13 protein-coding genes are annotated in these 14,657 nt (G+C 62.7%); 4 read left to right on the forward strand and 9 right to left on the reverse strand.

The window, feature by feature from the left end:
* Nucleotides 1-173: 173 nt before the first annotated feature.
* Nucleotides 174-1,391, forward strand: coding sequence for a serine/threonine-protein kinase (locus H2510_RS03995; protein ID WP_186626989.1), 1,218 nt, complete (start codon nt 174-176; stop codon nt 1,389-1,391).
* Between the two features lie 7 nt (nt 1,392-1,398).
* On the opposite strand, the gene H2510_RS04000 is transcribed toward H2510_RS03995, so the two are convergent.
* The 3 genes from H2510_RS04000 to H2510_RS04010 are packed head-to-tail and all read right to left on the reverse strand — an operon-like array spanning nt 1,399 to nt 4,073.
* The gene (locus tag H2510_RS04000; RefSeq protein WP_186626990.1) at nt 1,399-2,046 is read right to left on the reverse strand and encodes a response regulator transcription factor; all 648 of its coding nucleotides are present in this window, start codon (nt 2,044-2,046) and stop codon (nt 1,399-1,401) included.
* Entirely contained in the window at nt 2,043-3,377 is a 1,335-nt protein-coding gene (locus H2510_RS04005) for an ATP-binding protein (RefSeq protein WP_261392685.1), read from the reverse strand. The genes H2510_RS04000 and H2510_RS04005 overlap by 4 nt, the downstream gene beginning before the upstream one ends.
* Before the next feature lie 18 nt (nt 3,378-3,395).
* Nucleotides 3,396-4,073 (reverse strand): NADPH-dependent F420 reductase, encoded by a 678-nt coding sequence (locus H2510_RS04010; protein WP_397517314.1) that lies wholly within the window; start codon nt 4,071-4,073, stop codon nt 3,396-3,398.
* A 137-nt stretch (nt 4,074-4,210) separates the two neighbouring features.
* On the opposite strand from H2510_RS04010, the gene H2510_RS04015 reads away from it, so the two are divergent.
* Nucleotides 4,211-5,623, forward strand: coding sequence for a PspC domain-containing protein (locus tag H2510_RS04015; RefSeq protein WP_261392686.1), 1,413 nt, complete (start codon nt 4,211-4,213; stop codon nt 5,621-5,623).
* Nucleotides 5,616-5,864: a hypothetical protein gene (locus H2510_RS04020; RefSeq protein ID WP_136169533.1), complete on the forward strand. Its 249-nt coding sequence runs from the start codon at nt 5,616-5,618 to the stop codon at nt 5,862-5,864. The genes H2510_RS04015 and H2510_RS04020 overlap by 8 nt, the downstream gene beginning before the upstream one ends.
* Nucleotides 5,865-5,872: 8 nt before the next feature.
* On the opposite strand, the gene guaA is transcribed toward H2510_RS04020, so the two are convergent.
* The 4 genes from guaA to guaB form a co-directional block, all read right to left on the reverse strand.
* On the reverse strand, nt 5,873-7,462 hold the full coding sequence (gene guaA, locus H2510_RS04025; protein WP_186626992.1) for a glutamine-hydrolyzing GMP synthase: 1,590 nt from the start codon (nt 7,460-7,462) through the stop codon (nt 5,873-5,875).
* A 67-nt stretch (nt 7,463-7,529) separates the two neighbouring features.
* Nucleotides 7,530-9,260 carry a GMC oxidoreductase gene (locus tag H2510_RS04030; protein ID WP_186626993.1) on the reverse strand — a complete coding sequence of 577 codons (1,731 nt, stop codon included), beginning with the start codon at nt 9,258-9,260 and terminating at the stop codon, nt 7,530-7,532.
* Nucleotides 9,261-9,502: 242 nt separating this feature from the next.
* On the reverse strand, nt 9,503-10,642 hold the full coding sequence (locus tag H2510_RS04035) for a GuaB3 family IMP dehydrogenase-related protein (RefSeq protein WP_186626994.1): 1,140 nt from the start codon (nt 10,640-10,642) through the stop codon (nt 9,503-9,505).
* Between the two features lie 63 nt (nt 10,643-10,705).
* On the reverse strand, nt 10,706-12,229 hold the full coding sequence (gene guaB / locus H2510_RS04040) for an IMP dehydrogenase (protein WP_176224708.1): 1,524 nt from the start codon (nt 12,227-12,229) through the stop codon (nt 10,706-10,708).
* A 300-nt stretch (nt 12,230-12,529) separates the two neighbouring features.
* Between guaB and H2510_RS04045 the strand changes: the two genes are divergently transcribed.
* Nucleotides 12,530-12,934: a DUF5319 domain-containing protein gene (locus tag H2510_RS04045; protein WP_084348502.1), complete on the forward strand. Its 405-nt coding sequence runs from the start codon at nt 12,530-12,532 to the stop codon at nt 12,932-12,934.
* Between the two features lie 116 nt (nt 12,935-13,050).
* Here the strand turns inward: H2510_RS04045 and H2510_RS04050 are convergent, their stop codons facing one another.
* Nucleotides 13,051-14,064 (reverse strand): anti-sigma-D factor RsdA, encoded by a 1,014-nt coding sequence (locus tag H2510_RS04050; protein WP_186626995.1) that lies wholly within the window; start codon nt 14,062-14,064, stop codon nt 13,051-13,053.
* On the reverse strand, nt 14,057-14,635 hold the full coding sequence (locus H2510_RS04055; RefSeq protein WP_084348435.1) for a sigma-70 family RNA polymerase sigma factor: 579 nt from the start codon (nt 14,633-14,635) through the stop codon (nt 14,057-14,059). The genes H2510_RS04050 and H2510_RS04055 overlap by 8 nt, the downstream gene beginning before the upstream one ends.
* Between the last annotated feature and the right edge of the window lie 22 nt (nt 14,636-14,657).

Below are 14,657 nucleotides of genomic sequence, written 5' to 3' on the forward strand. Positions count from 1 at the left end.
TCTCGGGGCAGCGGGGAAGTCTTACCCTTCGAACACATTTTCGAATTCCTATCCAGTAAAGCCGCTGCGACGATCCACGTCAAGACGGATACGAAAGCCCAGGTGGAGGGCTCGCCAACGAACTGCCGACAGCACTGTCGGCAGGGACGTCGATAGTCAACTAACCTGTGATCGTGACCGAGAAGCAGCGCACCGTCAGGGTCGTCGGACCCGACTTCCTACTCGCAGGCAGGTACCGACTCGCGTACAAGCTGGGTGGGGGCGGAATGGGCGCGGTCTGGCTCGCTCAGGACACGCTGCTCGACCGGAAAGTGGCCGTCAAACAGGTCACGTCCACTGTCCGCCTCAGTGAGCGCGCTGCACGCGAAGTGCGCAATCGAGCCATGCGTGAAGGCAGAATCGCAGCGCGGCTGTCGAGCCTGCACGCCATTTCCATGCACGACGTCGCGATCGAAGACGGCGAGCCCTGGCTCGTGATGGAATACATGCCGTCGAGGAGCCTCGCGCAGGCACTCAACACCGCCGAAACACTGCCACCGTACGAAGTTGCGCAGATCGGCGCTCAGGTCGCCGACGCACTCACCGAAGCACACGAGGCCGGTATCGTCCATCGCGACATCAAACCGGGCAACATCCTGATCGCCGACCGTGGACGCACCCTCGGTATCGTCAAGATCAGCGACTTCGGCATCTCGCGCGCCAAAGGTGATGTCGAAGAGTCGGATTCGAGTGTCATCACCGGAACTCCGGCCTATTTCGCTCCAGAAGTGGCCCGGGGACAGGATCCCACCGAAGCAAGTGACGTCTTCTCTCTCGGGGCGACGCTCTATACCGCGATCGAAGGCAAGCCGCCGTTCGACATCGACCAGGACTCCATTGCGCTGCTGCATCGCGTGGCCAAGGGACAGATAATTCCACCCACTCGATGTGGTGACCTGACCGAGCCATTGCTGCATATGCTCGAACCCGATCCTGCTCGCAGACCGACCATGGCTCAGGCACGCGACGAGATCATTCGACATGCGATCAGCGGCCGGGCAAACATCGCCGGGTTACGCGGAGTCCCGGTAACCTCGGCCAGCGGGGTCGTTCCGGCCTGGGCTCATCGCTCCACCCCGGTATCGGAATCGCGGCGCCCTTCGCGAGAATTCGGAAACACCATTGCCGGCCTGCCTGCCGTTCGTTTCAGCGAACAAACCGATGGTCAGACACCGGCGCCGTACGCTCCACCACCATTCGATCCGCCGCGGAAGAAGAACCCACTCGAGGTGGTACTCGATCGCATCGACGACATAGTCGACGACCGGATCGACGTCCCGCCTGAGGCAGTCCTTGCTGCGTTGATCATCACCGTGGGACTCGTGATCGTGCTGATCATCGCCCTACTCTGAAAAACAATCAATCGATACGTCGCTTATGCGCCCACCTGGTCAACGCGTTGCGATTGGACTGCTGCGTCTTGCGTAGCACGTTCGAGGCATGCGTCTCGACAGTCTTCACCGAGATGAACAGGTCCTCGGCGATCTCTCGATAGGTATAGCCGCGCGCCAATAGGCGCAGAACTTCGAGCTCGCGAGGGGTGAGCGAATCGAGTTCCGGATCGAGTGGCGGTTCGGGGACATTCGACTTACCCGTGAACGAGTCGAGCACGAAACCCGCGAGACGCGGGGAGAACACGGCATCTCCACTGGCAACGCGTCGTACGCCATCGGCGAGTTCGGACCCCGAGATCGTCTTCGTGACGTAACCACGCGCACCTGCACGGATGACAGCGATGACATCTTCGGCTGCGTCGGAGACCGACAACGCCAGACAGACGGGACCAGCGGTGATGCGTCCGAGAACGGCGACGCCGCCGCCATCTGGCATGTGGACGTCGAGCAGCACGACATCGGGCTTCGTCGACTCGATGCCGGCGACCGCGTCGGCCACCCCGCCCGCTTCACCGACGACCTCGATGTCGCTTTCCCGACCCAGCTCGGTGCGGACCCCGGAACGAAACACTGCATGATCGTCGACGAGAAAGACACGAAAGGTGTCGGTCACCTGGGCTGCTCCTGCGGTGTCGGTTGGCGTATCGGCTCGGTCCGGCCGTTCTTCGAAGAGGTTGTCGAGAGGTGCTCGCGGGGCATGAGAATGCGAACTTCGGTTCCCTTCCCCACGCTCGAGCGTATCGAGACTTCGCCGCCGCGTCGCTCGATTCTTCCCCGAATCGACTTGGCGAGTCCCTGACGATCCATCGTTACGAGGTTCTCGTCGAATCCGCTGCCGCGATCACGAACGAACACGGTTACCCGCTCGGGCTCGGTCTCGGCGAACAAGTCGATGTTGACTTCGCCCGAATGCTTCGCAGCATTGACCAGCGCCTCGCGAGTCGCGCCGAGCAGCGCGGTGAAATGCTCTCGGGGCAAGCCTGAATCGGAATCTTCGAGCGCCAGCTGCACATCGCCGACCGTAATGGGACGCACCGTGACGCCGTACTGGTCCTCGACCTCACCCGAGATCGTCTTCAATGCATCGGCGAGGCTCGTGTGGTCGGCGTCGCGATCTTCGAACAACCACTTGCGCAGTTCGCGCTCCTGCCCGCGTGCCAATCGCATAACTTCCTGCGGATGATCCGACTGTTTCTGTATCAGCGCCAGTGTCTGCAACACCGAGTCGTGCAGGTGAGAGGCGATTTCTTCGCGTTCGTCGTTGCGGATGCGAGCAGACCTTTCGGCGTTCAGCGCCCGCCACATACGCAGCCAGACCGGAACTGTCAGCAAGGCGGCACCGACCAGAGTGACGATCACTGCCAGCAACGACGAACGCACCGAGGCCAGGTCGACGCGAGCCAACACGACTACACCGAGTCCGAGGACGATCAGCGTTGCACCGCCGACCACACGTGCCCAACTGAGTACCGTCGGCTTCTTCGGCATACCGAGAATCGAACGCGGTCCCTCGGAATCGAATTCGCGCCAGACCAGCGCCGCGCCGACGACGACGACCACTATCGGGGCGAGGACCGCCGCAGCAGTTCCGTCGAGCAGCCACGCCAACCCGGCAGCCAACCCGAGCCCAATGGCGGCTAGTCCCAAAGCCCGCTGTCGTTCGTCGCTACTCGGACGATCCACGTCCGTTCCGACCGGGCTGAAAATCCACAGGAGGCCGTACGCGAGGATTCCCGCCCCCGCCATGATCGCCAGCAATGCAAATGCAACGCGGACTTTGAACACGTCCACCCCGAGATGGTCTGCAACTCCGCCTGCGACTCCGCCCACTATGCGTCCACCGCCACGCCGATGGAACTTGGCGGGTTCGTAGCTTCCGGTGGAAGCGGGCGGGTCGACAGGGTGCACGATTCGATCCTGGCACGAATCGACCATCCCGCGCATCAGGGTCTCCCCTGATCTCTAGGCAGTAGCGGCGCTCCATTCCGGTGCCCGCTCGGTCGTTGCCTCCGCCAGCGCTGCCTTCACGCCGTCTGCATCGAAGTCCTTTCCATACACGGGTGTACCTGGATGCTGACGCCACGAATCCGCTAGCGCGCCGCCGTCGACGGGTTCGAAGCCCAACTGCTCGACGACGTCGAACACCAAATCCTTGCCGGGTCCGTCTGCACCGGCGATGGGGAGCGCGATCCGACCTGCTGCACTCTTCGGCTGCCCCTTCTCCAGGAGGTGCTTCCAGTAGATTCCGTTGAACACCTTGATGACATCGGCACCGCGCGAGCCGAGATGCTCTGCTACCCAGACGCTTTCCGGCTTGCCGTTCTCGATGTCGGCGATAAGGCCGTCACGTTGCTGAGGGTAGTAGTTGTTGGTCTCGATGATCGGGGCACCGTCTTTGGCGGTGTCGACGATGCCTGCGGCCAGGTCGGGAACGTTTTTCTGCGGGATGCTCACGATCACCAGATCGGCATCGAGAGCCGCTTCGGAACTCCACACTGCTTGTGCGCCGGTCTCGGCTGCCAGCTCGGACAAAGTCTCAGGAGATCTCGAGTTCGATACCCGAACCTCGTGCCCGAGCGCGCTGAGCCGCCGAGTCAATGTGCCACCGATGAATCCTGCACCGATAATTCCGATCTTCACTTCGAGAACTCCTTCGTTATGCGAATGACTTTCTGTCAAGCACAACCCCCATCGAAGGCCAATTCATTCCTACCCCGGCGTGAATATCAGGGCTATCCCTGATGTGCTCGACACAGCAACCCGCCACGATGGTCTACATGAGCAACGCAACCGTCTCCGAGCAGCTCCAACAGATGTGGCGCACCCGCCCTTACCGGTTGCCGCAGCGAGGCCATATCGCGGGTGTCGCGGCCGGCATCGGATACCGCTACGGCGTCGACCCTGTTCTCGTTCGCGTCGCGTTCGTCGTCGGGACGATCTTCGGCGGCGCCGGAATCGTTCTGTACCTCGCCGCCTGGTTGCTGTTGAGCAAAGCGGGTGATTCCGCCTCTGCGGCACAATCACTGGTCGGCAAGGGCACCAGCACGAAGACGATCGTTCTGGTAGTTGCGCTGATCATCGCCGTCACGACGATCGGTCCCGCCGGATTCGGTCTCGACGGTTCAGGTCTGGTCAGTACGCTCGCTCTCCTCGGCGGCCTGTGGCTTCTGCATCAGCGTCGTCCGGAGCCGCCGGAGTTCCTCCCGGACGGATCAACCGCATATCCCCCAGGCGGAGCCTCTGCCTATCCACAGTCGAGTTTTCCGATCTCGTTCACTACGCCGTACAACTCCCCGCCGTACAACTCCCCGCCGTACAACTCCCCGCCGTACAGCTCCTCCGCCCAGCAGAACTCCTGGGGAGCAGTGCAGCATCGCCCTGGGCAGTACGACGCCGGTCGAGGCGGGTACACCCCGTACACGACGCTCCCCAAGAGCTATCTCCCCACTCCACCGCCGGCGACGGGGGTCGATCTCACCAAATCCGCTCCCCTGCAGGATCTTTCCGAGCCACCGATACCTCCCTCGTGGGATCCACTCGGAGTCGCTCCGTTCGCCTGGGACCTACCCGAACCCGCAGCAGCAACTGCGCCCGAGATGATCGAGAAGAAGAAGCATTCACGGTGGACATCGAGCTTCATCGGACTCGCCTTGCTTGCTGCGGCTCTTACCGGAGCCATTGCCGCAAGCAGCGAATCGATGTGGCTCACCCCGGCGCGGATCGCCGCAGTCGCCCTCGCGGTGGTCGCGACCGGCTTGATTCTCGGCGCGTTCCTTCGAAAGGGTTACGGACTCCTGGTCGTGACCGGCCCGTTGGTGGCATTCGTGGTGTTCGCGTCGATAATCGGACCCATCTCCTTCGACAGCCAGTACGCGGGCCAACAGCAGTATCGACCGACGACGATGGCAGATCTGCAATCCGAATACACCGTGCAGGGTGGCGATCTCCAACTCGACCTGCGAGGTCTGGACCTCACCGAGGACCGAACGATCTCTGTCGACGTCACGGCAGGAAACGCCACGATTTCCGTCCCCGATGGAATGAACATCCGAACCGACTGCACGTCCGTTGCGGCCAGCACTAAGTGCGGGCCCACTGGTGTGCAGCAAGGCAATTCGCCCGACAACACGTCGATCCTGACCATAGAAGGATCAGCACGGGCCGGCAATCTGGAGGTACTCCGTGGCTGAATCCTGGCAGTACGGCGACAGCGACGACGACACCACTCTGGAGAATCGCGCTCGAACACGGCCGTCCGCTCTGCTTTTCCTCGTCGGACTTGCCGCAGCGATGGTCAGCGTCTGCGCATTGATCGGCCCGAGCGCGCTCGTCACGCTCGGCACCGTGCAGTTCCGCTGGGTATTCGTGGTGGCGGCGATCGTGGTGGGGACGGTGCTACTACTTGCCCCTGGACGAAAAGGTAAGCAGTAGCACCATTCTCACTCCCACTCGATGGTGCCCGGCGGCTTGCTCGTCACATCGAGAACGACTCGGTTGACCTCCGGTACCTCGTTGGTCACCCGGGTCGAGATCGTTTCCAGGACCTCGTACGGCAACCGCGTCCAGTCTGCAGTCATTGCGTCTTCGCTGGACACCGGCCGAAGAACGATCGGATGGCCGTAAGTACGACCATCCCCCTGAACGCCGACGCTGCGCACATCCGCGAGCAGCACGACCGGGCACTGCCATATCTGGCTGTCGAGATCTGCCATCGTCAGTTCCTCGCGCACGATGGAATCGGCATGACGGAGCGTGGCGAGGCGGTCGCGGGTGATTTCACCGACGATGCGGATGGCAAGTCCCGGCCCGGGGAACGGCTGGCGTGCGACGAGATCCTCCGGCAGACCCAGCTCACGCCCCACGGCCCTGACCTCGTCCTTGAACAGCGCGCGTAGCGGTTCGACGAGGGTGAACTGGAGATCGTCGGGTAGACCGCCCACATTGTGATGGCTCTTGATGTTCGCGGTTCCGGAACCGCCACCGGACTCGACGACGTCGGGGTACAACGTTCCCTGCACGAGGAAGTCGACGCCGCTCCCCTGCTCGGCGTTCTCGCCGAGGACCTCGGACACTGCGCCTTCGAAGCTGCGAATGAACTCGCGTCCGATGATCTTGCGCTTTTCCTCCGGGTCGGACACTCCTTCGAGCGCACCCAGGAACGTATCCACAGCATCGACTGTGACGAGTTTGGCGCCGGTGGCAGCAACGAAATCCTGCTGAACCTGTTCACGCTCGCCTTCGCGCAGCAGACCGTGATCGACGAACACACAGGTCAGCCGGTCGCCGATTGCGCGCTGTACCAGCGCTGCTGCCACTGCGGAGTCGACGCCTCCCGACAATCCACAAATGGCGCGACCACTGTCACCGACCTGTTCCTGGACGCGTTCGACGAGTGCGTCGGCGATATTGGCTGCCGTCCACTCGGGCTTGATTCCCGCTGTCTCGTAGAGGAATCGACGGAGGACTTGCTGGCCGTGCGGCGAGTGCATCACCTCGGGGTGATACTGCACCCCGGCAAGACGCCTCTCCGTGTTCTCGAACGCAGCTACGGGCGCACCGGCACTGGTTGCGGTGACAGTGAATCCGTCGGGCGCCTCGGTGACCGCGTCACCGTGGCTCATCCAGACCGGCTGCGTCGCAGGCAGGCCGTCGTGCAGGACTCCGCCGTCGACGGAGAGTTGAGTGCGTCCGTACTCCCTGGTCCCGGTGTGCGAAACCGTGCCGCCGAGAGCTTGCGCCATGGCCTGGAATCCGTAGCAGATACCGAAGACGGGCACATCGAGATCGAAGACTTTGGCGTCGAGCGCCGGTGCATCTTCTGCGTACACGCTCGACGGGCCACCGGACAGCACCAGTGCAATCGGATTCTTGGCGGCGATCTCTTCGACGGTTGCCGTATGTGAGATCACTTCCGAGTACACGTGCGCCTCACGGACTCGACGCGCGATGAGCTGCGCGTATTGAGCACCGAAGTCGACGACGAGTACGGGGCGGGGCTGGGCTGGATCAGGCTGCGGCGTGGCGGTCACCCGATCAGCTTAGTGGGCAGGCTCGGGAGAGCGACGCAGCACTCGACCGGGACGACCCGGCGAAGGATCACGCACCTTCCGACATGGCAGTCTTCGATGATCGAATCTCCACGATCGGCAGACGCAAAGCCGCAGGCGCCGATACGGGGACAACCGGGCTGACAGGCGCGATGGGATCGAGCCGTCGGTACGGCTCACCCTGACGTGGACGGAGATCCTGCTCGCCCTTGTTCGGCCACAACGCGGCAGACCGCTCCGCTTGCGCGGTGATGGTGAGTGACGGGTTGACTCCGAGGTTGGCCGAGACGGCCGAGCCGTCGACGACGCTCATCGTCGGGTAGCCGTACACGCGCTGGTACGGGTCGATGACTCCGTGCTCGGTATCCGAGGCGATCGCGCAGCCGCCGAGGAAGTGGGCGGTGAGTGGGATGTTGAACAACTCGCCCCACGTTCCGCCTGCAACGCCGCCGATCTTCTTCGCTACCCGACGCGTCGCATCGTTGCCCTCGGGGATCCACGTCGGATTCGGCTCGCCGTGGCCTTGTCTGCTCGAGACCTTGCGTCCGAACAGACCGCGCTTGGTGAACGTGGTGATCGAGTTGTCGAGGTTCTGCATCACCAACGCGATGATGGTGCGCTCGCTCCAGTTCTTGACGCTGACGATTCGCACGAAGTCGAGGGGATGTGCGATCGCGGTGACGAGGAATTTCAGCCACCGCGGGATACGTCCTCCCCCGTCGGTCATCAGGGTCTGCAGCAATCCCATCGCGTTGGAACCCTTGCCGTAACGCACGGGCTCGATGTGCGTGTTCGGCGACGGGTGGAACGACGACGTGATGGCCACGCCGCGCGTCAGATCCATTGCCGGATCGACCTTCAACTTGGCTGCGCCGACGATGGATTCGGAGTTGGTACGTGTCAACTCACCGAGCGTGCTCGACAGCAACGGCAAAGCGCCGTCGTCCTTCATTCGATGCAGCAGATTCTGTGTACCCCAGGTCCCGGCGGCCATTACGACGTGGGCGGCGGTGTACGTCTTGGCATCCTTGCGTACCCACGCTCCGGTCCGCTCGGTGGCGACGTCCCATGTGCCGTCCGGAAGCGACCGAAGACCGCTCACGGTTGTCATGGGGATGATGTCGACTCCGGCGCGCTCCGCGAGCGCGAGGTAGTTCTTCAGAAGTGTGTTCTTTGCCCCGTGCCTGCACCCGGTCATGCACTCGCCGCACTCGATGCAGCCGGTGCGCTCGGGCCCCACACCGCCGAAGTAGGGATCGGCGACCTTCTTGCCCGCCTCGTCTCCGAAGAACACACCGACCGGAGTCTGAATGAAGGTCTCGCCTACGCCCATGTCCTCGGCGACGGACTTCATGACCTCGTCCGCAGGAGTCATGTGGGGGTTGCGGACGACCCCGAGCATGCGAGTGGCCTGGTCGTAGAACGGGGTGAGCTCACTGTTCCAGTCGGTGATGTGGGCCCACTGCTTGTCTTTGAAGAACGACTCCGGCGGCTGGTAGAGCGTGTTGGCGTAGTTGAGTGAACCGCCCCCGACACCCGCGCCCGCGAGGATCAGGCAGTCACGCAGCAAGTGCACACGCTGAATGCCGTAGCACCCGAGCTTGGGCGCCCACAGAAAACGCTTGAGGTCCCAGCTGGTCTTCGCGAAATCCTTGTCCTCGTACCGGCGACCGGCTTCGAGAATGCCTACGCTGTAGCCCTTCTCCACGAGCCGCAACGCGGTGACGCTGCCACCGAAACCGGATCCAACGATCACAACGTCGTAATCGGTCTTTCGCATCTTTCGACCTCCACCTCGTACGTACCGCAACCAGCCTCGTTTGCCGACCCGCCACACCTACCAGGTGATCGAAACCACATGGTAGGTGACAGAAAGCGCGAACTGACCACATGGCTGTGACAGTTGACACTCGCCACCTTAGCTGTAACTACAGTTAGCACCATCTTCGGGGCCGACCCGAGAATGCACAAAAGGCGCGCACCCCAACAATCGGGGTGCGCGCCTTCCGCAAGAGACGAAGCTCAGCCTCTGACGTTCAGGCCCACCTTCTGAAACTCCTTCAAATCGGAATAGCCCGACTTTGCCATCGAACGACGCAGTCCACCAACAAGATTGATCGAACCGTACGGCTCACTCGAGGGCCCGTGAAGCACCTGATCGAGGCTCGGCCGCTCCCCTGCCGCAACCGGCAACAATGCACCGCGAGGCATGGACGGATGCGCAGCCGCCGACGGCCAGTACCAACCCCTACCGGGAGCCTCCGCTGCGGCAGCGAGTGGAGCCCCGAGCACCGCGGCATCCGCTCCACACGCGATGGCCTTCGCCAACCCACCCGAAGTGGTGATGCCACCGTCGGCGATCACGTGGACATAGCGTCCGCCGGTTTCGTCGAGATAATCCCGCCGAGCAGCAGCGGCGTCTGCGATCGCAGTCGCCATCGGCACTCCGATGCCCAGGACCTCACCGGTCGTCGTGCCACCCTCCACAGAGCCGTACCCGACGATCACGCCCGCCGCACCGGTCCGCATCAGATGCAGCGCAGTGCGATGGTCGCTGACGCCACCTGCGATCACGGGAACGTCGAGATCTGCGATGAACGTCTTGAGGTTCAATGGTTCGTCGTCACTGTGCGCAACATGCTCGGCCGAAATGATCGTGCCCTGAATCACCAGAAGATCGATGCCGGCCGCAATCAGAGCAGGAGTCAAGCTTCTCGCGCGCTGGGGACTCACCCGAACTGCCACCGTCACCCCCGAGGCACGAACCTGCGCGATGGCGGCTGCGAGTAGTTCCGGCTGCAGTGGAGCCGCATGCAGCTTCTGCAGAAACGCTACCGGCGCATCGGCGTCGAAATCGCTTCCAGCGATAGCAACCAACTCGTCGATCTTCGCTTGGACGTCGGAATGCCGCGCCCACAAACCTTCGCCGTTGATGACACCGAGCCCACCCTGTTTACCGAGTTCGATAGCGAATTCGGGTGACACCAAAGCGTCGGTGGGGTGAGCCAACACCGGAATGTCGAAGCGGTATGCGTCGAGCTGCCAGGCCGTCGAGACCTCCTTCGACGACCGTGTGCGCCGGGACGGCACGATGTCGACGTCCTCGAGCTGGTAGGTGCGCCGGGCTTCTCTGCCCATGCCGATTTCAACGAGGTCGCGCACGGGTGCGCCCCTTTCTCGTGAGTTACAGGTGAATGCTTCAGCACGCCGGATCGGCGCAGCGCATCACCGAGTGGTGTAGTTGGGAGCTTCCGCAGTCATCGTGATGTCGTGCGGGTGGCTTTCCTTCAGACCCGCAGCAGTGATCTGTACGAACTGTGCGTTCTGCAGTTCCTCGATGGAGTTGGACCCGGTGTAACCCATCGCTGCACGCAAACCACCGGTGAGCTGATGAATTACCTGAGACAACGGCCCTCGGAACGGCACGCGTCCTTCGATGCCCTCCGGAACCAACTTGTCCTCGGCCAGCACGTCGTCCTGGAAATAGCGATCCTTGGAGAACGACTTGGCTGCACCACGGCCCTGCATTGCCCCGAGCGAACCCATCCCACGGTAGCTCTTGAACTGCTTGCCGTTGACCAGAATGAGCTCACCGGGCGACTCGGCTGTGCCTGCCAGAAGCGATCCGAGCATCGCGGTCGACGCGCCTGCCGCGAGGGCCTTGGCGATGTCGCCGGAAAACTGAAGCCCACCATCGGCGATAACAGGAACGCCGTGCGGTTTGCAGACTGCAACTGCCTCGAGAATCGCCGTGATCTGAGGTGCGCCCACGCCTGCGACGACGCGAGTGGTGCAGATCGACCCGGGTCCGACCCCGACCTTCACCGCATCTGCTCCGGCTTCGACCAAGGCAAGTGCCCCCGCGCGAGTGGCAATGTTGCCGCCGACGATCTGAACGCGCTCACCGATCTCGGCCTTGAGCTTGCTGACCATCTCGAGGACCTGAGAGTTGTGACCGTGAGCGGTGTCGACTATGAGTACGTCCACACCCGCATCGGAGAGCGCCATCGAGCGCGCCCATGCATCCTGACCGACGCCTACCGCTGCACCGACAAGCAATCGACCGTCGCGATCCTTGGTGGCGAACGGATGCTGTTCCGTCTTGACGAAATCCTTGACCGTGATCAAGCCGGTGAGCGCACCCTGGCCGTCGACGATCGGTAGCTTCTCGATCTTGTGACGCCGAAGGAGCCCGAGGGCTGCGTCCGCCGTCACGCCCTCGCGGGCGGTGATGAGTGGCGCTTTGGTCATGACCTCGTCGACTCGGCGATTCTGGTCGACCTCGAAACGCATGTCGCGGTTGGTGATGATGCCGACCAGCGCGCCGGTTTCGTCGGTCACCGGCAGGCCGGAGATACGGAACCGCGCACACATCGCGTCTACTTCGGCGAGAGTGTCGGTGGGCTTGCATGTCACCGGATCGGTCACCATGCCTGCCTCTGAACGCTTGACGGTCTCCACCTGTGCGGCTTGGTCCAGCAGCGACAAGTTGCGGTGCAGCACTCCCATGCCACCTGCGCGTGCCATGGCGATTGCCATGCGCGCCTCGGTGACGGTATCCATCGCCGAGCTGACGAGGGGAACTCGAAGTCTGATGTCACGGGTTATCTGGCTCGACGTATCCACTGCGCTCGGAATCAGGTCCGACGCGGCGGGCAGCAGTAGGACGTCATCGAAGGTGAGACCGAGCATGGCGACCTTGTTGGGATCGTCGCCACCGGTACGGACATGGGCTCCTGGACTACTCATGTGGATCTGGCCCTCCCTAGAGCCTGGGTGCGCATCGGGCCGCGTCGGGGAGACGCGATATGCGATACGCGTGTGGAAAAAGAACGGATGGAGTACATGATGCGTGCGCGCGCTCGGCCGCGGCGCCTTGTTCCATGGTATCGGCTCCCCGCAGCCAGCGTGAACGCGCACTGTGAAGCCGCCCCGAACGCTCTGCGAACCTCGCCGGAATCGGCAAAACCAGACGAATCGAGCATGTTTGTCGGCGACTCGAGCGTGAACGGCTGGCGCATACCCACCAGTCCTGCGTACCGTGGAGGCGTGCGCGATCAATTGCCTCCAGGTTTACCTCCGGATCCGTTCGCCGGTGACCCCGCCGACCCATCGGCCGCCCTCGACGCTATCGAGCCGGGACAGCCGTTGGATCCTCAGGAGCGGCTAGCCGTCGAGGAGGATCTGGCTGATCTGGCCGTCTACGAAGCGCTGCTCGGCCACCGCGGTATTCGCGGTCTCGTCGTGTGCTGCGAAGACTGTCAGCAAGACCACTACCACGACTGGGACATGCTTAGAGCGAACCTGCTCCAACTGCTGGTCGACGGTACGGTCCGACCCCACGAGCCCGCATACGACCCAGTACCGGACGCGTATGTGACGTGGGACTACTGCCGCGGCTTCGCAGATGCCTCGATGAACGATGCCCTGCACAGCGACGGGTTCGACAGCTGACCTACACCGAAATCTGATCGACTCCAACAACAACGAAGAAAGGCCCGACACGAGAACTTCGTGTCGGGCCCTTCTTGTCGTGTCCGGCGTCTGTGCTGACGTGTCTGCGATTGGACCTAGCTGCCGTCGAGTGTATCGACGCGCTGCTGCGAGGTGCCTCCCCCGCCGGTCGACCCACTGGCAGCTGCCGTGGTGGGACTCGGTTCCTTCACGATCGTCGGCGAAGGTGGCGGGGTTTCGGTGACCGGCGGCGCCGACGTTGTCGGCGGTTCTGTCGGAGTAGAAACCGGTGGCGGCGGTGGCGGAACCTCGACCGGTGACGTCAGCACCGGAGGAAGCGGAAGCTCCTGCGCCGGCACCTGCATAGGAGGGATGTCGGAAGGAATGTTCTCCGGCAGCGGAACGATCGAATCGGTCGCGGGTGGCGCAAACGGCGGGAGCGTGGGAAGCGTCGGGATCAATGCTTGTAATTGATCCATCAGACGGTGCAGCCACATCTCGAGATCTGATCGCTGGGCTCGATCGGTGACCGAATCCGTCGTCGAAGTCGCACCGTCGAGCAAGGTGCGCGCGCCCTGGACATCACCGGCGGCAATCAACTGCTCTGCCTGCTCCAACTTGGATGTCGTATCGATCTGCGCCACTGTCGAATCCGCCTGCTGAGCGAACACTACCGATTTGACGCTCCACAGCGGATCACCCGGCGCGGAGTTGTACGAGAAGACGACCAACCCGCCCATCACGACAGCGATTGCTGCGGCAGCACCCGCAATCGGACGTAGAAAACTGGACCGGCCCCGACGGGAGTTTCTCCGAGACAGATCCGCGGCAGCGATCTCCTGTTCGACAGCGATAACGACTTCGTCGACGCTCGGGGCGCTGGGCAGCGCAGGCGAGACGACCTCGGCTCTCCAACCGGCCAAAAGCAACGCGAGGCGGTACTCGTCTGCGTTGTCCGTGGAGACCGGACCGTCATTCCTGAGAGCCTCGATGAACTGGTCGTCACGACGCACTGCAGCGATGTCGACGGGACCCGCATCGGTGTACGGGTCATTTCCGGGCGATGGAGACGACGACCCGTCGGGTCGACCGATACGGGGAATGCCATCACGGCCGTTGTTCCTAGCCATACATTTCACCCGCTTTCACAACTTCGTTCTTCAACTTCGCGAGGGCTCGATGTTGAGCCACGCGGACAGCGCCTGCAGTACTCCCGACTGCTGCCGCAGTTTCCTCTGCCGACAATCCGACGACAAGGCGAAGCACGAGAATCTCGCGATGCTTCGCCGGGAGGGTTCCCAGCAGTGCAGTCATCTGTCGGCTCGACTCGGATTCCAAAGCTCGCTGCTCGGGTCCGTGTTCGGTGGAGACGACATCTGGTACTTCGGCGGCTGGGTCCGATTTGTTACGTGATGCGCTTCGGTGTGCATCTGCAACCTTGTGAGCGGCAATGCCGTAGACGAAGGCCATGAACGGTCTGCCCTGATCCTGATAGCGAGGCAAGGCGGTCATGACGGCCAAGCAGACCTCCTGCGCAACGTCGTCTGCCGAGAGTTGACCACGCTCGGCGGACCCCACTCGAGCGCGGCAATACCGCACGACCAGTGGACGAATGATTTCCAATACCCGGGAGAGCGCAGCTCTTTCGCCCTGCGCAGCAGCAACGACGAAGGAGTCCAACTCCTCACCCGTGTTGTTCATCGCTCAAGGATTCCCCGCGTTA

Source organism: Rhodococcus sp. BP22, assembly GCF_014281965.1.
Lineage (GTDB): Bacteria > Actinomycetota > Actinomycetes > Mycobacteriales > Mycobacteriaceae > Rhodococcoides.